The following is a 22,412-nucleotide window of genomic DNA, read 5'->3' as shown; positions in this document are numbered from 1 at the left end:
TTGTTTAACCGCATAAATATCACCAGATTCGTTTTCGGTATAAACCATCGAATTTGTAACTGGCGTTATTTCATCACTCTTTTTCGAACAAGCACAATTAAATGCTACTATAAAAGTAAAATAAAGAACAATACAATAAATAGATTTATCTTTCATAAATAATTAATTAAATAAGTTTGACCATAAAATGAGCAATAAAACCAATCATGGCGCGAAATTAAAAGGAACATTTAATATAAAAGAAACGTCTTTAATCGTATTCAGGTTAGTCGACATAATCGAAAATCAATTCACAAATTACTTCTATAATTAAATGTAGATTTCAACCATCCTCTCGAACAGCGGCTAACATTACTAGAATCAATTCTAGTATCCATTTTTTTACAAATAAAAATTTTACGTTTGCCAAAGCTATTATCAACCGTCGACTCAGAGTACCGGCAGGGTATATAATTGAGGTTTGCACAGCTGCTGCCAGCAAGCTTGATAAAACATTGCAAATCCGAACTTCTTAACAGACAATTTCTTAACCAAACAAATCGAATTTATTATGGATTTCCTGTATTTCCTCCTGATCGGAGCCATTTCAGGCTGGCTAGCCGGCGTACTGTTCAAAGGATGGGGTTTCGGCTTAATTGGCAACATACTTGTTGGTATTGCCGGATCTATTCTGGGTGGCTGGCTTGCCGGTAAACTGGGCATTGGAGGACAAGGCCTGTTGGGGCACATCATCATTGCTGCACTTGGTGGATGGCTATTGCTCTTTCTGATCAGCTTGGTAAGCAGACGTTAAATAGCGACGTATGCTTTTAGGCGTTAGCACAGTTCCAATGCCGTGTGTTTCCGATACCCGGCATTGGACAATACTGTCTTTCGAAAATCAACTACCAACGGACAGCCATATAGGTAAAGCTTCCCTGCGAGCCAGCGCCCTGGACTACCGGTCTGCCGCATGCAGTCGTCTTGGCCGTGAATTACATCCAACAACTAATATCTTCAAACCGTGAAAGTTACTACTTTGCTATTTTCGGCATTGCTTTTTTCAAAAGCAGCATTAGCTCAAACCGGCACGCTGCTCGTGTATGGCAACCTTGACATCGCCTCCTCGAAGGCTTCGACGGGTGTCAAGTCTAATGCATTTTCACTGAGCCCCGGAGTTGGTTATCAATTCAATGACCATTGGACGGCGGGAGCTAACCTGCCCCTTTCAAGCACATTACCTGGTCTTTGCGCCAAAACAAAAGTCGCGGACGAGAAGCTCCACAATAAAAAAGCCAATACGACCGGTGATTGTGCACGGATCGAGCAGCGAAGTGATCTAAGAATCATGATGAGACGCTGAGCGAAGCTACTGCGCTGCGATCAAAGTGAATCATTGATTGTTGAAAAGCTTTTTAATGATGGGTAAAAGCCGTTTTCCAAAAACAATTGTCAAAAGGAATTTGATGGCTAGATCAACGGCGATCATACAGTTGTCTACAAGGCCAATTTCGAAGTGGTTATCGAAAATATTTGCCAACAGGATCAGCACCAACGTCACTGAAATATCTATGACAATATACAAGGCAAGTCCGATCAGAAACTGTACCACCAGATCCCCGGTGCTCAGCCCTGCATCGAGTCGGGCCGGATAGACATAGATCCGGCAGTAGTCGATAAACTTTTTGTGCATTACATCATTGATATTTGGGTTTTGCAATTGATATGAACCGGGTGCAGATCCCACGAGCTTGGTGTGTTCAGGGATGACAAATAAAGTAGGTACCCCAAAAAAAAGCGTCAGGCAAACCATCATCAGCCAGCCTTGCAAAAGCATCAGATGCTTTTTATACCATTCGGACAGCTTCTCACTGAGAACTACATACGCGTTGAAGATAATACCGGAAAGCAACAGCGAAAGTAGCAGTTCAGCGACGCCCCCTCCGGTCACAGGATCAAACTTGACTAGCGTCAGGTTAAGTGCTAAAATCAGCGTGCATAAAGTTAAAGCCCAGGAGCAGATCGGAGAAAGTCTTCCCTTTTGCATATCATTTATTCAACTCATCTGTTAAAACAAAAAATTCTCACTATCTGTCTACGATTCAGTTTAGAGGGGACTTCAAGGGTACTAACACTCATTTTCCGCAGGAACCAGGCCTTGTGAGGATCAACAATATTAACATGGAACAGGTCGCTGCTAGCGGCAGCTTTAATTGAAAAACAAATTTAGTTTTTAATTAGCGACTTGCGTATTGATTCAATATGATATATATATCTAAATAAATTCTATGACATACTAGAATAATTGCTATTACAAATAATATTTGCACATTTTATCTTTGGTAAACTTAATCGCACCCATCACCCAGTCGGAGTCTGTTCAAAAGTTCAACGACAACTATTGTCACGAAAAAATTAAAGTTACCAACAAATCAATTGGCAATTAGCTATTGTAAGGCTAGTAAATATATTCAATACATTAAATTTCTTTCGAATAACTTTTGGACACGAAATGCCGATAGTCTCCCGGTTATACCGGGAGATATATTTTCATCTGTGCGTAAAAATCTACAAACAACCATTAACAAATCTACATTTCTTACGCGCTGATTAAAATATGTTTGCTCAATAAAATAAGAAATCTATTAGTCGCCCATTGACCAACCCACAATCGTTTGAAAACAACCTCCGTTCAACCCGATAGCGAAGATGCCTATGCAGCGACATTACAATTCTATTACCGACAGTCCACAGCGCTTCAATTTAACCGGACACTTTGTAATTTTTATCCTTGAGATCGTTTCATCATGGATGTATGTATCGTTTCTGTGCTATGAATCTGCAGGCCTGGATCGGCCCTCTGCATTCTTTTTAGCAGCACTCGCCAGCGTGCTCACCAGTACGCTTTGCTACGGCAATCATTTCTTCCGTGTGGTATTGGTGGTATTTTTTTCTGTTTCATGGGGATACCTCGCCCTGGCACTTACAGATCTGATGCCTGGCAGCTCCATTAACCGCTGGGTAGCATTTGGGATCGTTTCTCTGCTCCTGCTGCTTGCTCACAGACCTATTCTCAGGAAAAAACTACCCACCAGCGCGCAAACAAGATCCAGTGCCCACCTCTTTTAATTTCATTCAATATTCTTTTAACCAATTTTAATTCTTATCCGCTTTACAATGAAAAAAAAGTATTTAGCTGAGTTCTTGGGCACATTTTGGCTGGTATTCGGCGGATGCGGAAGCGCCATGTTATCAGCGGCATTTCCTGCGGTCGGTATCGGTCTTCTGGGGGTCTCTCTTGCGTTTGGTCTCACCGTTCTGAGCATGGCATATGCAGTGGGCTCTGTTTCAGGCGCACATTTAAACCCGGCTGTTTCGATAGGTCTGTGGGCCGGTGGCAGACTCGATGCCGACCAGCTGCCCGGATACATTATTTCCCAAATAGCAGGCGGGTTACTGGGTGCGGCAACGCTATTTGTTATTGTAACAGGTAATGGCAGCTCCATTGCCGATTTTGCCGCCAATGGTTATGGCACGCATTCCCCGGGCGGATACAATATGGTTTCCGCATTTGTAACCGAGCTTACCCTGACTTTCTTTTTTCTGCTGATCATTCTGGGCGCAACGCGTGTCGAAGCTCCATCCGGATTTGCCGGCATCGCTATCGGCCTAGCGCTCACGCTGATTCACCTGATCAGTATCCCGGTAACCAATACGTCAGTCAATCCTGCCCGAAGTATAAGCCAGGCCCTTTTTGTGGGCGGGTGGGCAATCCAGCAACTTTGGCTTTTTATTGCCGCGCCTATCGCAGGCGCAATACTGGCCGGGCTTGTCCATAAATTGTTGGCCGGTCAAAACCGGTGATTACGGTCTTCATCAAAGTCAGGCATTCCATAATTTATCCGTATTATGTCAAAAAGTAACGTTTTCAGGTGGCTTATCCTTGGTGGATGGATGGCCGCCTCCACCTGGTGGCATGTATGCAAGATCAAATTGTTATGCGAACCGGTTCTGTGTGAGCCTATCCGCTACCAGCGTCCCGACAGCCCGCTATCTATTCAGGACGGCGACCGCTTTTCGGTGACTTCTCAGAAAAATATAAGCTTTGCTTTATCAGAAGAAAAGCCCAATTGGATGCCGTTACAGCACCTGCTGGATTCGCTGGCGAGCTATCTGAGGGCTAACCGGATCGAAAGCTGACGATCGTAGGTCATTATTTACTTTCTGAGTCCAATGAATCAGAAGCTATTAATCTGGGCCTTGCCAGGGCCGAGCAAATAAAACAACTGCATTTGCAGAGGGGCATCCCCGGAGGTCAGATCAGCACTTTGGGAGAAAGCGCGCAGTCATTGCCAGCCAGCCAGGATTCTCTGCTGCAGGCCCTGAATTTTACTTTTTCAGCCATCGAAGCTGCCCCCGATTCGACGCTGGTAACATCCCGACCGCATACGCTTCTACTGATAGACCCGATGAGCAGGCCTGTCGCCATCGCAGAGATTATCGTTCTACTGATCCTCTGTGCCCTGGTGGGATGGTTGCTAGCCAGCTGGCTGACTTACCAACGGTCAAAGCGTCTTCAGGCTGACTTGCACTCGATCCGCAAAGAGCTCGATGAATGCCTGCAAAAAAAAGAGCCGAGTAAGCTTACTGAGCAGACGTGAGGTGAAAGTCAAAAAAAACAATCTGAAAGTGATTGAAGGAATCGGACCCAAAATTGAGGAATTTCTCTATAATGACGGTATCGACACGTATGCAGATCTGGCCGCCGCCAATTTAAGTAAGCTGCTCAACCTGCTTAACAGAGCCGGCGAAGGTTATCAAATGCATGACCCGACAAGCTGGCCTCTGCAATCCAGGCTTGCCCGGGATGGCAAATGGGAGGAGCTAAAAAAACTACAAGCCCAACTAATCGCAGGAAGACGAACTACATAGCTAACACCTAAGTACAAGCATTGCGCATTCATTCCACATAACGCTTCTTTTAAAAATCGCAAACTACTTTTTAGCTGTGTCGGTATGCAGGCAAAAATGCCTGTCAGATTACATCCTGCAAACGCTGCATTTTGATAAACAACAGTTAAGTGTACCGGTGCAGCCTCTGCCGGTCACATCTAACCGAAAATCTTCACTTCAACAAACCATAATTTAGAAACAATGAAAAAATCGGTCAGCATTTTTATTTTAACGCTGCTGTGCGGGATTGCCCGAGGACAGGAAAACACCGCCGGTCATATCCTAAACGGCTAAATGGTCAGTATGAAAAGGCGCTCACATTGGGCGGCTCTGCGATTGGGGGATTTGAATACTTTATACCCGACAACCGGGTCAGCGTATTCCTGGAAGCGGGAATTTATGTTGAAGTGCTCAGAAAGCCATTTTTTCTAAGCCCGAATTTGTCGGCAGGCATCCGCTTTTCCCCCTTTTGATACGAATCCCCAATCCGAAAAATAAATGGCAACAAAACCCGGCTAGACTTCAAGCGCTTGGCGATCCAAATTCGCCGGAAATTTGTAGCAGTTTGTTCGATGTCACTTACTTACAGTTTATTAGGTATCTGGCAAGCGATGATTTACTTAAAAATCACGTCGGTCAAAGTTGACTATATTTCCATACCGTCCATTAAAGGTATGGTTTGGTTTCAGCCCAGGAATGTGCAGCGTTACACGCCCGAAGGACGCATCATCTTGGACAGGTTTGAAGTTAACGGCAAGCAAATTCCGATCACAAATGAAGTAGTGGGCATCCCCGACAAGGCTGACAATATCGAACTGTTTTTCTCTACCGCCTATTTCGGCAACAGTGAGAATCTAAAGGTTTTCTATTCACTTGTAAAAGAAGGCAAACCCATTTTGGAGTCTGATTGGGTTGCATTGCAAAACGACGATTTTAAAGTCCAAATTTCAGAAAAACACTCAGGAAGGTATACACTGACAATCCGCAAGCTCAACGGATTTGGCCCGGACAATTACACGACAACGCGTATTCTGCTGGATTTTCCTCAGAAATGGCATGAAAACCTGTGGATTATTTCAGGAGCAGTCTTGTTGATCGGTTTGATTATTTTTGGCTCGACGGCTGCATTTGATAGCTATAAGCTAAGGTCAATCATTGCTAAGAATGTCCAGTTGGAACAAATCGTTACGCAGCGCACCGAGAAGCTAAACCGGACCCTGCATGGCCTTGAGTTGTCCAGAAGAGAAAAGGACAAACAGCTGCATGTACTATCCAGGATTGTAGCTTCAATCAGTCATGATGTACAATCCCCGCTAAAGTACATGTCATTTACCTTAGATAAGATTGCCCCACTTGTTGAATCGGGCGATACCGATCAAATCCTCAAAATTGGCTCTTTGACATCAGGCATGTCGCACCGGATGGGTACAATGCTGGAACAATTGATTAATTTTTCAAAGGTGCAGGTGTATGGTAAACAACTAACACCCGAAGACATTGCGATCAGGGATCTTGTGGAGGAAAAAGTGGAACTTTTCCTTGGCACAATTCAGCGGAACGGCAGTCTGTTCTTTAATGACCTGCCGGTAGAAAAGCAAGTAAAATCAGATCACCTGCTGCTATCGATTATTTTGCATAACCTGCTGGATAATGCCGCAAAATTCACTCTAAATGGCCAGATAAGAGTGTATATGAGCGATATAGATCAGAATAGTGAAGAGTTGATTATTGCCAACAGTGGAGCCAACATCCCCAACTATATCGTCGATATGGTAAATTCACCCTTCAAAGAGCGCAGTCTGGACGAGCTTGTAGACACTGGCAAAGTCAAAGGGCTGGGGCTTCTGATTGTCAAGGAGGTCGCCGCACTGGCTCAAATCTCAATCAACGTTAGTCAAGCCAACTTCACTTATTTCCGGCTTCAACTCAACAAATCAGAAACAGTCGCCGGACAATAACAGAACCGGTAATCATGCAACCGGTTTTGCCCAAACTGCATCGGGGTAAAAGCCCGCTGCCCGAATATTGCCCGCAGTTATTAAAGCCGAATTATTTCTATCCAAAGAGCGAATAAACGCCATTAATCACATGGCCTGGGATCGCTATTTTTGCCACATACATCCTTTTTGGCTGACAGATATCCGGACACCACTTTTGAAACATTTGTATCCTCTTGCTTTCTCAAATATGAACAAATATTCATCCGGACATTTAGCTATTGCCGAAACGGGCAAAACACCGTCACACATATCCGGCTTTGTGCGATCATCGACTAGGAAAGCAGCTTACAAATCAGAATTGCAAAAGCGGAGCGGAAAAATTCCAGCTCCGCTTTCAATACTACATTCTGCCCGGGTTGCAGTCACATGGAAAACAACTCTACTCCAAAATGTATAGAGCTGAATATTAACTTAACACACTATGATTAGCAGCTGTCTTAATACTTACCAAAAATGGTCTCTTGACTATGCACAGATTCCTACCGGTCACCTCCTCAAATCAAAAGGCAGTATAGAGCGGACATACCTATGAAGTCGCCATCTTTACAAACTAACTGCCCCCTACCAGTACGTCTGTGTTCGAATCACAAAAATCCCGGCATCGGACCTGGCATTTTTGAATTCCTGTGACACCAAGCTTGGTCCACGCGCTTGGTTGCCATTTAAGATGATGTCATTGCCAATGTTTCGGTTCGCATACAGTCAGGCTCTGCCTGAGATGGCCGACAAGTATACAAAGCTAGTAAGGTAGTAAACGGGAGCGAATCAAATCGAAATCACGTCTGGTGGCAGATGACTGCCTTAACCGGCTCGATTCGTAAAAATATTTCTACCTTATCCGGTATTGGGCGTTAAGCCAACGATCGCAACAACTTGGAAAAATACAAAGACCAGGCACCACCATGCTATAATGCTCGCTTGGGTAGGACCGCTCAGAGGCGCCCTCTAAGATTTTGCAAAAAGCACTACCCTACCATTATGTATCCAAATTCAATTATGATTCGTCATATGCGAAATCAAAATCATTCGTCCCGGCCATTCAAAACAAGTCAAAAGCTGGATGAATGATATTAAAAATATACAACGACCTAATGAATTGTGAGCAATTTCCTAACGATTTGTGATTGACAAGTAACCGATGGTGCCCGTATGTTTGCAATATATCCCCTTTCCTGACCACAAATCTACTGTCCAACTACCCATGTCAACATCCAAGCGACACAGGTTTTCCTTGTTTCCCGTCACCGGTTCTGCCTGCAAGTCAAGCAGGTCCATTCAAACCCGGAACCGGCCTGGTGGCTGCATTTGTGAAACCGGCCCCAAGCCAATCCATGAGGAATCAGGCTGATTCAAAAAATGCGGCCGATTGCCCGATCAAGCACTTAAGATAACCAGGGCCGGGCAGCCCGTATATTGTGAATAGTCAAGGCCAGTATGTTTCCAATCCGGCGAGTCTTCGGGCTGTGCATTTAAAAGAAAGTCAGTTCCGGTCAAAACCAGGTGGTAAACAAATCTGGCCATCAGATTTGTAAATAACTAACAACACGCATCCGTGCTTAACTCTTTGGCAATATTCCAGGTCACTCACTAGCAAAACACGGACCTTGACTACCTGGCTTTTTGATATCATTTTACTTTAGTGTACGTCAGTAAAATGACTGAATTTTTCGCGCTCCTATCAAATTCCGGTCAGGTAGAACAAGATTCAAAACTATGGGAGGATCTAACCAAGTCAACTCGACTAACCTACCTGAATGAGCATGAGACCATTCTGGTTGCGGACACCCACCAGGAGTATATCTATTTTATCGTGCAGGGTTGTATTAGAAGCTTTTTTAAACGGGCCGATGAGGCTGAAACAACTTGCTGGTTCTTTGGCAACGGGGATATGGTTTTCTCTGAAAGCAGCCTGCTCTACAAACAGCCCTCACAGCTGAGCATGCAGGCAACTTGCCCAACGAAAGCATATAGGATTAGTACGCAAAATTTTGAGCTGATCACGGGCGCGTATCCGGAGTTCAGAAACGTCTGCCTCAGGCTCCAGGCCAGCTATCATCAGAAGCATTTTGAGCATAACCAAGTGGTGCTCAGGCTTCCGCGAGCTTCTCGCTTTAATAAGTTTTTAAGTCAAAACCCCCGGATCATAGGACAGGCAAAGGAAAAGGACATTGCCAATTTCCTTCATATGCACCCTAATTCGTTTTCCGCCTTAAAGAGAGACTCGATGCAAAGGTGACAGCTTTGCAAGATCAGACCAGTAAAATGCTACCGGACAGCCCGGTATAATGGCCAGAAAGCAACCGTAGACAGTACAACGTTGTATGCCAATGCCAATCATGCGCACAGAATGAATTGGAAAACCTATTTGCAAGAAAGCACGAACAAACTATACTAAACCAAAAAGCACTTTCGAAACATGTCCAGGTATCCGGCCAAAATAAGAAAAAGACTAAACGTATTATCCGACAAGGCAAGACTGCTCTTTGGCGCACTGACCTGCGAGCACCTGTATCCAAACTATGTTGCTTTTCAGCAAAAGGCTGAATGGGGTGATGCGCACATACTGTGCCTCGCAATAGATGCGATCCATTTACGACTGAGTGATGACATTTCCAGCTCGCCTGCTCAAATCGTGGGGTTAATGGACTGTGTAGAGTTGATAATGCCGGACATCAACCAATGCCCGGACTCTATCAGTCAACGGGCAAAAGATGCCTGCATCATCACATTAAGCAGTCTGGAATATATGATTACCAATGATATCGAGAGCATTGTCGCTGTTGCAACTTATGCCAGGGATGCGTTCAAAACATCCGAGCAAATACAGGACGGGGTCAGGTCCGATAATGTTAACAATCAAAGACCAAATACCACGAAATCAACGAGCATAATAAGGGAAATCCGGCGGCAAATCCATTTAATTCAAGAGCTATCCAAGCCGGATAATCAACAGATCACCGCAGCACTGATAGACTCGTTGCGAAGAAAATAGCCAATCATTAACAGCACCCATTTTTAAAATTAGCACCCATTTTACTTAAATAATTAAAAATAAAATTACGCCAATACACCACAAATAGATGCGGTAAAAATCTAATTATCCAGTCAGTTTTAGATATGACATAGATAATAGTCGATATTCATTTAGGAAATATATTAGACAGTATATATCAAATACAAAACATTTAATTAAAGGAAACTTAAATTCAAATTCATACTTCTCATTGTTTTTGAAGAATATATGGTTAATTATTGCAAAAAATAATCAACTATAAATTCAAAGCTATGGGCCTGTTATCTTTTATTAAAGGTGTTGGGATTAAAGTATTCAATAAAAATGAAACTATTGAAATAGTTCATCCCGAAGCCGCCGAACCACTACGCGCAGGCGCTTTGATGGCACATGTCAAGTCTCTGGGCCTCTCCTATCACAATCTGACTATTAAGACGTCCAATGAAACGGTAACCCTTGAAGGGGAAGTTGCCAAACAAGAAGATTCAGAAAAACTTGCATTGGCAATTGGCAACGTAGAGGGGGTTGAGTTGGTAGAATGTAGTTGTTTTAATTCATAGCATTTTACCTACCAATTTAAATAAAAAAAACTTTCACCAAATACCTAATAAATCGTAAATCCAAACCTGAATATTCAGGATGGATATCGAAATAATATTGTTAGCTCAAATAACCATTCCTGTTACTGTAATAATCAATATGCAAGATGAAATCCTTCAATATTTTCGTCTACCTGGAACTCACCAAGTTTACCCAGAATTCGTCCCTAGAGGTGAGTTCAATTAAATCAGAGCTGATTGCCCAGCACGCCTATTTCAAAATCATTCCCTCCAATCTATTCTCGGATTATCTATCTACCGACTGGAATTCACTATGTGAAAAAGTCAACAGACTCGGGCATGTGGTTGATTCGGGGGGGACGCGTGGTTGTCAACAACATTAAACATACGATTCAAAACATGACCGACACCGAATGCTTTGAGATAGCACTGAGCCTTCAGGCGCTTCAACAGAAAGTCGCCGACGAGTTTCGTTAAGCGATCGGATGCAAGTTTAAAACGAACGCCCCAAGCTTTCACAATGAAAACTTGGGGCGGGGCAAACCTGATAGCAAATGGATTAATTGGGAGTCAGTAAGGCTAATTTACCTTCATCTTCCTTAATTTTCTCCCTGAGCGAGTCCACATTGCGACGCAGCTTCGCGAGGTTATCCGCCGCTTTTCTTGCCCGCTTGGCATCACGACTGGCAGCGGATGCAGCTTTGCTGGCCTTTCTGGCCAATTGTTTGTCTTGAGGGTCGGTACTCAGTTCGCCGGCGGCCACCTTATTCTCCTCTGCTGATCGTTGGGCGCGTTCGGCTGTACTGGCTGTTTCATCGACCGCATGTGGGATTTGATTCTCAAGTTTGGCTAGCTCGATTTTGCTATCGTTCAACCGCTTGTTTAGCGCCAGAACCTTTTTTTGGTCATTTAATGCCTTCAATGAATCCTGCGAAACGACCTGGGCTGAAACCCCGCTATACGACAGTAGGGCCAGCAACACATAAAACACAAATGCAATTCTCATATAAAATTTGAAAAATATAATAAAAAGGATGCGCTACATCCCATCCCAGGAGATAGCCGGAAAACGATAAGAAATGTTAAAGAAACAACCCGGCGATCAACCGTGCCGGGCTGTAAAACCTCTATCACTATGTTTTATATACGTTATGCAAATTCTATTTCCTGACTTATACAAATCTTGCTGATTCAGGCGAATCCATCGCAGACAGATACCGCCTGTTACAGGACATTTCTAGGTATTTTAAAGGTGAATTCTGTCCGGTTGGTCGTAGATTAGAAACAGGATTGCCTTTCCACGCCTGATCAAGGTGGGGGAACGCTGCCTTTGGGAAGGTATGACTCCATGTATCAGACGGTTACAATTAACCCTTGCAAAAAGCGCAAAAAAGAATGCCTTTAACGGTTAGTACTTCCCCTATGATACCTATCTTAGGTATCATTTTGCGATGATCAATTAAACGGTGAGCAAATCAGAGATTAGGAGTGAACGTCCCAATAAATATTTTAATCATTGAAGATCACGACATTGTCGTTTGGGCTCTGGAAAGAATGCTCACAAAAGCGATCGAAGGCGCCGTGATTAAATCAGCCCCAAATTTTGACAGGGGCCTGCAAATTCTGTTGCAAAGCCCTGTCGACCTGGTCATTTTGGATATTGGTGTGCCGGGAGGAAATACTGTCGAGACAATTCAGTATCTGAGAAATGTGCAAGCAGAAGTAAAAGTATTGATTCACACCGGTTTGCCCGAGAAAGAATTTGCAGCTGCATATCTGATTGCCGGAGCGAATGGCTTTGTCTCAAAACACGCAGCATTTGAAGATGTCCTTGAGGCGTGCCAAACCGTGTTGAATAACGGAAAATATATCAGTAACTCTACTCGCGAAACGATCGAAGGTAACACAAAATAAAAGCCTGCAAAATCATAATGGTTATCTTATTCCGATGCAATGGCCTAGAACCCTGCTATTGACCAGATAGGTAAATAATTTTATACTCTTACTCTCGCTGCAAGGTCTTTCACATTTTTCACTTTCAACTTCCTGAAGATGTTTGCCCGGTAAGTGCACACAGTACTTTCCATGATATTCATCACCTGTGATATTTCCCTGGTATTCAACCCCTGCAAAACCAAATGCATAACCTCTTTTTCCCTGGGTACCAGTTTGGGCTCGTAGGGTAAAGCAACGGGGATGGCTGCCAATAACATACAAGCTGCTAACATGGGTTATCTCAGATTTGCCATCTAATTCCCGTATTATTTCACCCAAACTAAGTTGGTACAGAAACACATCGTCGATGATCAAAATCTTGCTCATTATTCTCAATAGTCAGTGATTTGAAGCATAGTCCTGGTGGATGGAGCTCGGCAGGCCCTGTCCAGAGCTCTGGATGGGCCTGCATTATTCCGCGCTCCGCTAGTGTGTGCGAATAGTGCTGTATGCTTTCAGACAAACTTTATTTAACATCTTGCTTTAAACCAACCTTTCAAGCATTTTAACTCTGACTAACAAGTCGTTATCCAATAGTTAAAGTCACGCCACCTAGCACTTTTCCTGCTTCTGCTGTAAATGGGTTTGCAAAGTTAATTGCGACCAGCGCATTTCTGATTGGCTAAGATGCCAGTTCAAGTCGAAATGAATTCTAGTCAAATATCGAATTATAGCTTGTATAGATTTTAATCTACATACCATAGTTTTGTAGCGAAGCATCCGGAGGATCAAATACATTTACCTATGAATCAATTAACTAGAATACTTTTAGTAGACGATCACGAACTTGTTCTATGGGCTCTCGTAGCGATTATTAGAGAAAAGCTCCCGGACACCCAGGTACTTTCCGCGTCCACTTTTGATCAGGGTCTTGAGACGATTAAAAATACCCCCGTGGATCTAATCATCCTGGATATTGATGTGCCTGGTGGCAACAGTACCAAGATGATAGAAAAGCTCAAAAGTCTCCGCGCCGACATCCGGGTACTTATACACACTGCGATGGAAGAAGAAGATTATTCTATCAAATACCTCACAGCGGGTGCCGACGGCTTTCTATCAAAGGCCTCTCCGCTACCCACCGTCGCAGAGGCAATACAGACTGTTCTCAGGGGAGAGAAATACATGAGTCCGAAAACCCAAAATTTGCTTGCCAACAGTTACCTCAAATCAGTCACTAATCCGACAAAACCCAAAGAAGCATCGACAATCACGCCACGGGAGGCAGAAATTATCACATTGCTCTTGCAAGGAAAGTGGACCAAAGAAATTGCATCCCAGCTTGGCATCAAATGGAGCACGGTCAGTACCCACAAGCTAAGCATCTTTGAAAAGTTTGGAGTCACCAACGTAATTCAGCTCTACAAGAAAATTTTGCAAGACTATCCGGATCTGATTGATGTAAGTACAACTCAGGTCAAGCCGAAATCCTGACAACGTAGTACCCCTCGCTGTCTAAGTTGGGTACAGGTATGTACCCCCAAATGAAGTAAACTGCATATGAAAAAACTATTAATATTTTTGCTTGCCTTATGTGCTGGTTCCCCGAATACTTTATACGGGCAAGTTGGATATTCTGTCAGTCAGTTTACCGCAGACAACGGGTTACCACAAAATAGTGTAAAGGGGATCTCCTCGGATGATGATGGCTTTATCTGGTTGGCGACGGAAGATGGTCTGGTCCGTTTCGATGGTCACCATTTCGAAGTTTTCAATAGTTCCAATCTAAACATTTCCAGCAACCGTGTCGCCAGTATACGCAGTTCTGTACGGACTCACAAGTTAAAAGCATTGGACCGCCCTGAACGAGTCAAGGTCGCCTACGCAAGGTTTTGGCCACACTACTCGGTAAAGATTGAAGCGGGCCATGCTACCGCAGATTCAAACTATTACCCTAACCGCGATCGGCGCATGCTTTCGTTAGGGCTGGATATCAATGATCTGAACGACATCACCTACGTTGTCGGCCTTCCCGATCTGCTGTATTCGGATTCGACCGGCAATGACCACCACATGATTATGGCCGGCGGTGGTGAAGGTAATTTTTTCATGATTACTAAAAATAAAATCGCCTACTACCAGGATTGGAAAAAGCGCTACCAACGCCCGAGCGCTGGCAGTCAACTGTGGAATTACTTTTCGATTGGCAAAAAACTATATTACCGGATCGGTCAGGGGAATTATATCCAAATATCTCAGAGCAAGACCTCGCATTTCGCTCTTGCCCCAGCCGTAGAAGACCCGTCGAAAGACCACCAGCAAACCAAGGGACAGAAATTCTATTGGAATGGCAACTCCGAACAAGCCTTTCTTTTCTCCGGCAAGAACTTATACATGCTGGTCCAGCAGGGAAATGGCGATCTTTCCGCGAAATTGCTGGTGGAGGATTTTGACCTGCACGCATTGGGTGTCGATGTAATCTATTTGGATAATGTTTCTCAAAAAGTGTTTTTGGGCAGCCGGGTAAATGGACTTTTCGTGTTGAGCAAAACACAATTTACCCCCGTGGTAGTCAAAGGAGAGGTGGGAGAAAATGTGTTTTACGCGCAAGTCCCCTACTCTGCAAGTAGTGTGATCACGCCGACGGGCATTATTATCGGAAAGGGCCCAGTTCCCAGCCAAACCAATCATAAATTTGTCAGCCAGATCGCAAAGATCAATCCTTTCGAGAAGCGAATTATGCTTAAAAGTCGAAATGGCACAATCTGGACCAAACGTTATCAAACACTGCTTCGCATTGATCAAAAATCACTAAGACCCGATCAGGTGTGGACTTTTGAAAATGAAATCACGGCCCTATGTGAGGGCACGGATAATGATATCTGGATCGGTGTGATCAACAAAGGTTTGTACAGAGGCCAAACAGCAGCGGACAAGATTCGACCAAGGTTAATAAAAGGCCATGCTCTGACAGAAATCACTTGTCTGGAACCTGGCGGTGAAAGTGAAGTACTTGCGGGCACCTCGAAGGGACTTTACCGGGTAAATACGCTCACAGAAACGAGCTCGCTCATAGAAGGCACCCGTGGAATTCACATCAAAAGCATACATCCGTCAGATAACGGTCGGGTGTGGATAACGGGCCTGGAAACCGGGTTGATGCTCTTGACGGCTGACGGAAAGCTAACCCGCTTTCCCTTGGATCGGAAACGCTACCTGGCGAGTTCTCACTGCGTAGTTGAAGATGGGTTGGGATATCTATGGGTTACCACCAACAAGGGATTGTTTCAGGTCAAGAAAAACGATCTGCTTGTATACGCACAGAAATACTCGGGCAAAAGCAATATTACAAGTTATGGCACAACAAGGCGTTACACTGGTGGGCTTTACTACCATTATCACGCAAAAGATGAAGGATTTAACACCAATGAATTTAATGGGGAATGCCAACCCTGCGGAGTCAAGTTGGCCAGCGGATTTATATCGCTACCCTCACTAAATGGCCTGATTTGGTTTCAGCCAACTGAAATTCGTCGCCACCTGCCTGACGAAAGGATTATTCTGAGTGCAGTGGAAGCCAACGGAATCCCGGTTAGCTATTCCGGCGAGACGATCGATTTCCCGCAGAATGTGGAAGATGTGAGGCTATATTTCGCCACGGCCTATTTGGGTCATAAAGACAACCTGAATGTTTCTTATGCCGTCGTCAAACGCTCTGAGACCGTAGCTCCATCTGATTGGATACCTTTGGAAACCGACGAGCTTACTGTCAACCTGACCGGCCATTACTCGGGCGAATACTCGCTCTTTGTTAGAAAAAACAACGGTTTTGGCCTGGATAATTATGAGATTAAACACATCGGGCTGAATTTTTCCGAAAGATGGTATGAAAACATCTGGATTATCCTGGCTATCAGTGTTGCCATAATCGCGTTAGTCATCTTGGCTACTTTTGCCTATAACCGGCATAGGCTAAGATCCATGAGACAAAAGAATACCGAATTGGAAGAAATAATAGCTGTCAGGACCGATAAATTGAGCAGAAGCTTGGAAGATCTGGAGGCCTCACGCAAAGACATGGATCAACAGATTTATTTACTTTCCCGAATTGTTGCCTCTATCAGTCATGACATACAATCTCCACTCAGATATGTTTCGTTTGCCTCCAAAAGAATTCCCGACCTGGCCGAGTCGGGCCAGATCGATGAAATTTCCAAAGTCGGTTTAATGGTTTCAAATATGTCCGACCGGATGGGTTCAATGCTCGAACAACTGGTCAGTTTCGCCAGAGCACAGCTTTACGGCAAAAAAATGACGTTCGAAACTGTTAACATCTATCAATTAATTCAGGAGAAGTATGAACTCTTCCGGGAAACAGTGCACACCAATGCAAGCGCGTTTTACAATGAAATTCCCGAAAACAAACATGTTGACGCAAGCTATCAGCTGCTTTCTATAATCATTCACAATTTGCTTGATAACGCTACAAAATATACCTTACGGGGAGAGATTCGCGTGTATCTGAACAATTCTCAACCTGACACCAAAGAGATTATTATAGCCAACACAGCTACAAATCTGCCCGAGGAAATACTTGAACTTCTTACGTTAGAAGACAACGATGCGGCTATCGAAAAGTTTTCTAATTCGAGCCAGCTAAAAGGCTTGGGATTGTTAATTGTTAAAGAAGTAGCTACCCTGGCCAACATTGCCGTTTGGGTTAGCCAAACTGATTACATTCGTTTCCATCTGCGTCTGCCCAGGCCCGGCACATTGGTCAAAAGTCAGACAGAGACTGAGTAAGATTGTGGAAAAAGCTTACTGATATCGACCTTTTCTGCTAATTCAAGAATGTTATTCACCTGCATTTTTCGAAAAATATTCGACTTGTAAAAATTGATACTGTTTACATGTATTTCCAGCATTTTCGAAATTTCCTTCGTGGTTCTGCCTTCCAGGATTAACGGCAATATCTGTCTTTCACGTTTTGTGAGTGCTTCTTTGACTTTGCTTTCCAGCTCGGTCCTTATCAGCAATCTATCATGTACCCTGTCACTGAGGTAACGGTTTCCCTTGATAACCGTTGAAATAGCAGTTAAAATTTCTTCCTTTTCGGCTGTCTTAACGACAAAGCCACTGGCTCCCCGCAGAATATAATGTTCGGCATACAGTAGCTCATCCCCCGTCGAGCAGATCAGCACCGCCGTGGAAGGAGCAATGCTGCGAATCATTTCCATCATCTTTATTCCCGAGTATTCATCCATCAAAACTTCCAGAATGACCAGATCAAACTGATCAGAAACCAGCAGTTTAAGTGCCTCCTTAAAATTCACGGCCTCAGTAACGCCAATTTCCCCGCTTAGTTCTCTAATTACCACCCTTAGGCTTAACCTCATCAAAAATTGGTTGTCTACAATTAAAACTTTTTTCATCTTCTGATTTTCTGTTCGCGATTGAATCCTGCTCGATTCAAGCAAAGTTAAATGGGCTCCAGGCAAAAATGTGCCGCTGAAATGCGGCGATGCGCAGGTAATTGATTCTAGACGATTCTCGAATAATAGCTATTCCCTTTCCTGGAATTCCGCAATAGATTTGTTCCCAAATCCAGATGGCCTTTTCAAGGCCATGACGAGTTCATCAACCAGGGCCGCGACTCCCAGCTTGGTACACCTGCTGCCATATGGCTCAGCTATTGATCGGCGACAGGGACTCGGAAGGTAAAGCTAGATAATACAGGACTGGTGTTTAATCCCGTGTAAAGCCATGTTTTAAACGGGATTGTTTAAGAACATCAGGCAATCACTATCAAAACCCCGGTCAGCAATACAAAATCAAACTTCGTATATACATATACGTTAAGACATATCGTCGCCTTTGAAAGAACTTGTCTTAGTCTAGACGAGCACGTTGAGTATCACATTAGAATGACCTCCTCCCCTTGGCAGGAGGTCATCTTGTTTCTAGGCAAATCGAATTAGAAAAGGGATATCTTATCGTCTTAATTCTATTAATCCCTCGAACAGGTTCGAGACATACGGACCCTGGATTAATTTACCTTTGTCAACCTGCGTGATGGTGGAGTATATTCCGAGACCAAAGATCTGAGCGCTAGAAAGCCAATTATTGAAGTACATCCAAAAATTTTTTGCAACAAGCTAAGCCGTCGGGATACCCTCAATCCATATTGTACAATTAGTTTTATCAGCACTCTCAATAGCCTATGCACCCTGTACAAACCATTGTCGATCAAGTTAAGATATTGCGCCAGGCAGCGGGCATTTCCCAAAAAGAAATGGCCGGAAAGATCAATCTGGACGTTACCAACTACCGAAAATTGGAGGCCGGCAAGCGAAAACGGCTGGACCTTCATCAGTTACTGGTGATCGCGGATGCGTTGAAAACGGCGCCTGAACAAACCTTGGTACCAATTACGCAAAATCGTGCGTGGTCAGCCCAACCTGATATTGCATTAGCCGAATCGATGGATTTCACCAATAAGGAGTATCATTACCAGGAGGTGATCACCTTACTCCGGTCGATTATCGAAAAGCAGCATAACATCATTGCCGAGCTTAATAAGCTCTCCAACAATAGCCAAGGCTACAAAACTTGATTTTTATCAGCAAAGCCAATTTAAATCTTACCACCACAAAAATGTCCAGAGAAGACCTTATACGAAAACGTATCCGAAGCCTCCGGGAAGCAGCCGGAATGTCACAAGCCGATCTAGCTTTTAAGCTTGGAATCGACGAGAGAAGTTACGCAAGGCTCGAAAGAGGCGAACGTAAACAGCTCGACTTGCACTTGCTGATCGCTGTTGCAAGTGCTATGGATATGGACCTATTGAATCTATTAGCCCCGGTTCTTCAAACCCAGCAACAAAGTCTTGAAAAGAGAATTGCCTCTGAGGAAAGAAGCAAGGATCAACCTCAAAAAAATCACTACGAATATATCATTGCGCAGTTAATGGACATCATCGAAAGTCAAAAAAGGATCATTGAGGAGAAAAATGAAACGCTTCGAAAGGTCCCGGCCTGAGGCGGTACCGGGTTGACAGTCAATCGGGAAACGACCAGGCAAGGCAGCAAGTAAACTTAAAGATATGGAAGCCATTCATGCTCGGCGAAGAGAGCAGGAATGGCTTAGCTTTTTTCTACCCATCCCCCGACAACAAGTCCCGGAGGTCGCAGATTCAAACGATGTGCACACTGACCAGGTATAATGCGTATCAAGCATGATCCAGGCAGGCAAATAAGGTTACAGCAGGACACAATTTTGTCCTCGATAAACACTAATTCGACACCTGACCTGCATATTCAGACAAGAATATGGCATCTGCTCTATGACTTCCGGAGAAAAGCAGCCGATTTCCGTCCGACGGGTATGCCAATACTACCAAAACTCGTCTCAAACCTACCACAAAGTGTCTTCATCCAAACCGATTTCACCACCCATCTTTGTAATACAAACACGCACTGGTCATTGAGCTCATGATCTTCCCACGATAAGAAAAATTTCAGCGTATTGCCGGCAATCTCCGGTGATTAGTGCATTAGTCGACCATTGGTTTCCACCAAATCGCCTTTACAATTGCCTGTACTCCAACAGTTTTATCAATTTATTTCTTAATCTAATTTAAAATCCAGATGGAAAAAACAATCTACTCCCTAAGTCTATTGATGGGCCTTACCGCTTCTGCTGCCATGGCGCAAAATGTAGGGATCGGCACTACCACTCCTGCGGCCAAATTGCATGTAGTGGGCAATGTGGCTATCGAAGATGGCACCCAGGGTGCCGGAAAAGTATTGACTTCTAACGCCGCGGGTATCGCCAGCTGGCAGGCCCCTGCGGGATCGGGCGCTAGCACCGCTACTCAAACGGCCTCTTATGCAGTACCCATTGGAAACGGTGCGCAGGCAGATGCTTTTTTTGGTGTGACGGAAGGTTCTTATACAACGGTTTCAAATACGACCAATGTCATCAATTTCCCCAGTCAAAAAGCCGCATTTATCAACTACGTACTTGGTGTTGACGACGTGTCTGCATGGACAGGTTACAGCCCATTTAACCGCTTTGAGATATATATCGACGGAGTTGCCAGCGGCATCTTTATTATCATCCAGACTGAAGTGAGCGGTCACTTCGAATTGACTTTGTCCGGTGTTCGCACCCTGACTGCAGGAAACCACACGTTCGATGTAAGGGCGACCAGATGGTATAACAACGGTGCTCCTGCCAGCGCATACCAAATCTGTGGCACCATTTCTTCCAACCTGGATGTAACCTACTTGAACTAGTCGGAGAGTTGTAAGATACAGTCTTCATTTAAACAGCTTTCACGATGAAAAAAGAATACATCAGCCTGATGGCAGGTATGGCATTACTGTTGGGGAACCAACTAGCCCATGCGCAGCTTGTCATCGACGGGGCTACTTTCAATAACTACGGCGCGGTAAGCAACCGCGAGAGCTACACGGCTGTAACGGCAACCGCTTCGGGCGCCTACACAGCTTCCTCGGGAGCAGTATTTGAGCACTATGAGACAGATGCCAACTCTCTGCGTGTCAATAACAGCTACAATGCCAACGGGTCCGGCGGGAGCACCGACAATTTCAATGGTCCGGCGGGAGCAGCCGGTGTGCAGGGAATCAGCGGTAGTGTTGCTCCTAATTTTTCCACACTTGCATTGAAGAACGGGGCGGCCAGTGCATTCAATATCACCAATACCGCTGGCGCGAACGTGTTTAATACGGCTAGCTTTGAAAACGGAATTACGACCACCGTACGAGCCAACGCGGCGACCGGCGCGCTCAGGTTCCAGGCAGGGGCTACTTACACGGGTGGGCTCACAGATGCGCAGCACGTAGACGGGTACGTATCCAAAATCGGTAACACAGGTTTTGTCTTCCCGGTCGGAAGCAGCGCGGATCTGAGAACATTGGAGATTTCGGCTCCTGCCAATGCCGATGCCCATCTGAGTGTGGCATACGCGTCCGATCTGGGAGAAGCACCAAACACGCCATCGCCATCTATCAAGCGCGTATATGCGGCAGGCAGTTGGGACTGGGTCGCAGTTACAGCGTCAACGATCGATCTGGATGTGACCGTATCCATCCCCAATGTGGCAGCCTTCGAATCCACGGCTTCTAACCTGAGGCTGGTCGGCTGGGACGGTTCCCAATGGCTCGATTTGAGCGGGTCAGCCAACGCGTCAGGCGTGGCCGAGAACAGTACACTCACGGGCGTAGTTCCTGCTGGCGCTGCAATTAGTCAGATCGGGATCGGTTCTATTCAGGACCTGGCAACCACCCCTGATCTGCGTCCTTTTACCATCATGCCCAATGTGACCTTTTCGACAACAGAGACCGTCAGGCCTTTCACGGTAAGGCTTCGTAACATGCGCACGGGAACTGTTGCCAGCGATCTGATCACTGTTCGTGTCTACAAGCCAACGCCTAGCTCGGTGATCGCTCTGACGGGCGCTTCGGCTGCCGAATGGACCATTACCAACTCGGGGACCTATTATACGCTGACAACTAACACAGATATCCCTGCATCACCGTTGGGCAACAGCATTACAGCTACTGTCTCGATTGCCTCTGCGACGCCTAGTGGAACTTATCCTCTGCGCGTGTTCATTCCTGACCTGTCAGGGGGAGAAATAGTGGCCGACAATGTCAACAATAACCTGATCATACAGGTTTTCAAAAACATGTAGACGGACGCGAGTTCATACCAAAATTTTGCAATCATGAAAAGAACTAATTATTACCTAGGGTTGATTTTACTGGCGCTGTCCCTGCTCGCTCCGGGCATCGGATACAGTCAGCAAATCGACATCAACGCCGGGTACGGAAACTATGACCCGGGAACCTTTCCCGGCTATGGAAACCAGCCGGCAGCCCGCGGGATATTTTACTCCTCTGCTGGAAAAACATCCGGTGTAATTCCACCATACACCGCGCAGCTTAC

The 22,412-nt window shown here is 44.9% G+C and carries 24 protein-coding genes; 20 read left to right on the top strand and 4 right to left on the bottom strand.

The annotated features are described in order from the left end of the window. Positions 1 to 550: 550 nt before the first annotated feature. Positions 551 to 793, top strand: coding sequence for a GlsB/YeaQ/YmgE family stress response membrane protein (locus ACTJJJ_RS00120; protein WP_090387141.1), 243 nt, complete (start codon positions 551 to 553; stop codon positions 791 to 793). Between the two features lie 210 nt (positions 794 to 1,003). Beyond that, on the top strand, positions 1,004 to 1,342 hold the full coding sequence (locus ACTJJJ_RS00115; RefSeq protein ID WP_188931974.1) for a hypothetical protein: 339 nt from the start codon (positions 1,004 to 1,006) through the stop codon (positions 1,340 to 1,342). A gap of 30 nt (positions 1,343 to 1,372) precedes the next feature. Here the strand turns inward: ACTJJJ_RS00115 and ACTJJJ_RS00110 are convergent, their stop codons facing one another. After that, entirely contained in the window at positions 1,373 to 2,026 is a 654-nt protein-coding gene (locus tag ACTJJJ_RS00110; RefSeq protein ID WP_440701034.1) for a hypothetical protein, read from the bottom strand. Positions 2,027 to 2,688: 662 nt separating this feature from the next. Between ACTJJJ_RS00110 and ACTJJJ_RS00105 the strand changes: the two genes are divergently transcribed. The 10 genes from ACTJJJ_RS00105 (at position 2,689) to ACTJJJ_RS00060 (ending at position 10,982) form a co-directional block, all read left to right on the top strand. After that, positions 2,689 to 3,108, top strand: coding sequence for a hypothetical protein (locus ACTJJJ_RS00105; RefSeq protein WP_440701033.1), 420 nt, complete (start codon positions 2,689 to 2,691; stop codon positions 3,106 to 3,108). A gap of 48 nt (positions 3,109 to 3,156) precedes the next feature. Then, positions 3,157 to 3,843: an aquaporin Z gene (gene aqpZ, locus ACTJJJ_RS00100; protein WP_188931982.1), complete on the top strand. Its 687-nt coding sequence runs from the start codon at positions 3,157 to 3,159 to the stop codon at positions 3,841 to 3,843. Positions 3,844 to 3,888: 45 nt separating this feature from the next. Beyond that, entirely contained in the window at positions 3,889 to 4,179 is a 291-nt protein-coding gene (locus ACTJJJ_RS00095; RefSeq protein WP_440701032.1) for a hypothetical protein, read from the top strand. A gap of 92 nt (positions 4,180 to 4,271) precedes the next feature. After that, on the top strand, positions 4,272 to 4,640 hold the full coding sequence (locus tag ACTJJJ_RS00090) for a hypothetical protein (protein WP_440701031.1): 369 nt from the start codon (positions 4,272 to 4,274) through the stop codon (positions 4,638 to 4,640). Between the two features lies 1 nt (position 4,641). Further along, positions 4,642 to 4,911 carry a helix-hairpin-helix domain-containing protein gene (locus tag ACTJJJ_RS00085; RefSeq protein ID WP_440701030.1) on the top strand — a complete coding sequence of 90 codons (270 nt, stop codon included), beginning with the start codon at positions 4,642 to 4,644 and terminating at the stop codon, positions 4,909 to 4,911. A 593-nt stretch (positions 4,912 to 5,504) separates the two neighbouring features. Further along, positions 5,505 to 6,890, top strand: coding sequence for a sensor histidine kinase (locus tag ACTJJJ_RS00080; protein WP_440701029.1), 1,386 nt, complete (start codon positions 5,505 to 5,507; stop codon positions 6,888 to 6,890). 1,696 nt (positions 6,891 to 8,586) lie between these two features. Then, complete coding sequence (locus tag ACTJJJ_RS00075) at positions 8,587 to 9,168, top strand: Crp/Fnr family transcriptional regulator (protein WP_440701028.1); 582 nt, start codon at positions 8,587 to 8,589, stop codon at positions 9,166 to 9,168. A gap of 180 nt (positions 9,169 to 9,348) precedes the next feature. Next, positions 9,349 to 9,924, top strand: coding sequence for a DUF416 family protein (locus ACTJJJ_RS00070; RefSeq protein ID WP_188931988.1), 576 nt, complete (start codon positions 9,349 to 9,351; stop codon positions 9,922 to 9,924). Between the two features lie 293 nt (positions 9,925 to 10,217). Continuing rightward, positions 10,218 to 10,505, top strand: a complete 288-nt coding sequence (locus ACTJJJ_RS00065; RefSeq protein ID WP_440701027.1) for a BON domain-containing protein — start codon at positions 10,218 to 10,220, stop codon at positions 10,503 to 10,505. Positions 10,506 to 10,844: 339 nt separating this feature from the next. Continuing rightward, the gene (locus tag ACTJJJ_RS00060) at positions 10,845 to 10,982 is read left to right on the top strand and encodes a hypothetical protein (RefSeq protein ID WP_440701026.1); all 138 of its coding nucleotides are present in this window, start codon (positions 10,845 to 10,847) and stop codon (positions 10,980 to 10,982) included. Positions 10,983 to 11,064: 82 nt separating this feature from the next. Here the strand turns inward: ACTJJJ_RS00060 and ACTJJJ_RS00055 are convergent, their stop codons facing one another. Continuing rightward, entirely contained in the window at positions 11,065 to 11,511 is a 447-nt protein-coding gene (locus tag ACTJJJ_RS00055) for a hypothetical protein (RefSeq protein ID WP_426295337.1), read from the bottom strand. 482 nt (positions 11,512 to 11,993) lie between these two features. On the opposite strand from ACTJJJ_RS00055, the gene ACTJJJ_RS00050 reads away from it, so the two are divergent. Further along, on the top strand, positions 11,994 to 12,419 hold the full coding sequence (locus tag ACTJJJ_RS00050) for a response regulator (protein WP_188931994.1): 426 nt from the start codon (positions 11,994 to 11,996) through the stop codon (positions 12,417 to 12,419). A gap of 21 nt (positions 12,420 to 12,440) precedes the next feature. Here the strand turns inward: ACTJJJ_RS00050 and ACTJJJ_RS00045 are convergent, their stop codons facing one another. After that, positions 12,441 to 12,827, bottom strand: coding sequence for a hypothetical protein (locus tag ACTJJJ_RS00045; RefSeq protein WP_440701025.1), 387 nt, complete (start codon positions 12,825 to 12,827; stop codon positions 12,441 to 12,443). Positions 12,828 to 13,244: 417 nt separating this feature from the next. Between ACTJJJ_RS00045 and ACTJJJ_RS00040 the strand changes: the two genes are divergently transcribed. Together ACTJJJ_RS00040 and ACTJJJ_RS00035 are read left to right on the top strand one after the other, a co-directional pair. Next, the gene (locus ACTJJJ_RS00040) at positions 13,245 to 13,934 is read left to right on the top strand and encodes a response regulator transcription factor (protein WP_342089424.1); all 690 of its coding nucleotides are present in this window, start codon (positions 13,245 to 13,247) and stop codon (positions 13,932 to 13,934) included. Between the two features lie 66 nt (positions 13,935 to 14,000). Beyond that, entirely contained in the window at positions 14,001 to 17,243 is a 3,243-nt protein-coding gene (locus ACTJJJ_RS00035; protein ID WP_440701024.1) for a ligand-binding sensor domain-containing protein, read from the top strand. Here ACTJJJ_RS00035 and ACTJJJ_RS00030 read toward each other — a convergent pair. Beyond that, a complete protein-coding gene (locus ACTJJJ_RS00030) occupies positions 17,225 to 17,872 on the bottom strand; it encodes a response regulator (protein ID WP_440701023.1) in 648 nt (215 codons plus the stop codon). The genes ACTJJJ_RS00035 and ACTJJJ_RS00030 overlap by 19 nt on opposite strands. 788 nt (positions 17,873 to 18,660) lie before the next feature. Between ACTJJJ_RS00030 and ACTJJJ_RS00025 the strand changes: the two genes are divergently transcribed. The 5 genes from ACTJJJ_RS00025 to ACTJJJ_RS00005 all read left to right on the top strand — a co-directional run. Then, positions 18,661 to 19,053 (top strand): helix-turn-helix domain-containing protein, encoded by a 393-nt coding sequence (locus ACTJJJ_RS00025; RefSeq protein ID WP_440701022.1) that lies wholly within the window; start codon positions 18,661 to 18,663, stop codon positions 19,051 to 19,053. A 41-nt stretch (positions 19,054 to 19,094) separates the two neighbouring features. Further along, the gene (locus tag ACTJJJ_RS00020) at positions 19,095 to 19,478 is read left to right on the top strand and encodes a helix-turn-helix domain-containing protein (RefSeq protein WP_188931999.1); all 384 of its coding nucleotides are present in this window, start codon (positions 19,095 to 19,097) and stop codon (positions 19,476 to 19,478) included. 608 nt (positions 19,479 to 20,086) lie between these two features. Then, positions 20,087 to 20,737 (top strand): hypothetical protein, encoded by a 651-nt coding sequence (locus tag ACTJJJ_RS00015; protein WP_426295341.1) that lies wholly within the window; start codon positions 20,087 to 20,089, stop codon positions 20,735 to 20,737. A 44-nt stretch (positions 20,738 to 20,781) separates the two neighbouring features. Further along, complete coding sequence (locus tag ACTJJJ_RS00010) at positions 20,782 to 22,158, top strand: hypothetical protein (protein WP_440701021.1); 1,377 nt, start codon at positions 20,782 to 20,784, stop codon at positions 22,156 to 22,158. 33 nt (positions 22,159 to 22,191) lie between these two features. Next, the coding region (locus ACTJJJ_RS00005; protein ID WP_440701020.1) for a hypothetical protein at positions 22,192 to 22,412 on the top strand (221 nt) is incomplete at its 3' end.

Source organism: Dyadobacter sp. 22481, assembly GCF_052044875.1.
Taxonomy (GTDB): Bacteria; Bacteroidota; Bacteroidia; order Cytophagales; family Spirosomataceae; genus Dyadobacter; species Dyadobacter endophyticus.
This window is presented reverse-complemented; position numbering and strand designations above follow the sequence as displayed.